Genomic DNA, 1,267 nt, shown 5'->3' on the forward strand with positions numbered 1-1,267 from the left:
ATTCAACTGGCTGTAGTCTGCAACTAAAGTGTCAATGCCAGCACCACCATCGACATTACCATTCGTATCAATTAGACGATCGTCGCCATCACCGCTAGCTAGGGTATCATCGCCAGCACCACCGCGCAGCACATCGGCATATTGCGTACCTGTAATATTAAACCGTTCAATATTGCTGTAATTGAGTAGACTACTGCCATTTAGGCGGCTCAAAATGGCATCTTGATTGTTCAATCCCACATCCACACCAGCACCATTATTCAACTGGCTGTAATCTGCAACTAAAGTGTCAATGCCAGCACCACCATTAACGTTACCATTCGTATTAATTAGACTATCGTCGCCATCATCGCCAACCAGGGTATTGCTCCCCGTCCCACCATCTAGCAAATCATTTCCTGCTCCACCATTGAGAAGATCGTTGCCCGATTCACCATAGAGAAAATCATTTCCAGCACCGCCACTGATAGTGTCATTCCCATCATTCCCATAGCCCGACCCATCTGGTGCGTAAGATGGGTTTTGGTTAGAACCCCCAAATATGGTGTCATTTCCATCGTCGCCTTGAATGACATCATTGCCATCGTAGCCAAAAGCTTGGTCGTCACCAGCATTACCATATAAAAAATCACCATTAGCACCACCACGCAGCACATCGGCATATCTCGTGCCTCTAAGATGAAACCGTTCAATATTGCTGTAATTGAGTAGAATACTGCCATTTAGGCGGCTGAAAACGGCATTTTGATTGTTGAATCCCACATCTACACCAGCACCATTATTCAACTGGCTGTAGTCTGCAACTAAAGTGTCAATGCCAGCACCACCATCGGCATTACCATCCCTATCAACTAGAAAATCGTTGTCATCACCGCCAAGCAGGGTATCGCTCCCATCCTCACCATGTAGCCAATCACTTCCTACTCCACCATTGAGAAAATCGTTGCCTTCGCCACCCCAGAGAAAATCATCACCAGCACCACCACTAATAGTGTCATTCTCATCCTTCCCATAGTCCGGCCCATTTGGTCCGTAAGATGGGTATCGGTTGGAACCCCCAAATATGGTGTCATTTTCATCACCACCATCAAGAACGTCTTTGCCGCTACCACCTTCGAGGATGTCTTTGCCGCTACCACCTTCGAGGAAGTCATCACCAGCAAGACCGTATAGGCGATCTGCTCCTGCTCCTCCATTAAGGGTATCGTTCCTAGAGGTTCCAAAAATGTCCATCTCTTTTTTCTCCTTGTGTTGAGTTCTAAACGGT

At 46.9% G+C, this 1,267-nt stretch carries 1 protein-coding gene; it reads right to left on the bottom strand.

Annotated features, from left to right (window positions below):
* On the bottom strand, window positions 1-1,233 hold a 1,233-nt coding region (locus QT974_RS34505; protein ID WP_333472841.1), incomplete at its 3' end, for a calcium-binding protein.
* Window positions 1,234-1,267: the final 34 nt, after the last annotated feature.

The sequence above is a fragment of the Microcoleus sp. BM001215392 genome, from assembly GCF_036700185.1.
GTDB lineage: Bacteria > Cyanobacteriota > Cyanobacteriia > Cyanobacteriales > Microcoleaceae > Microcoleus.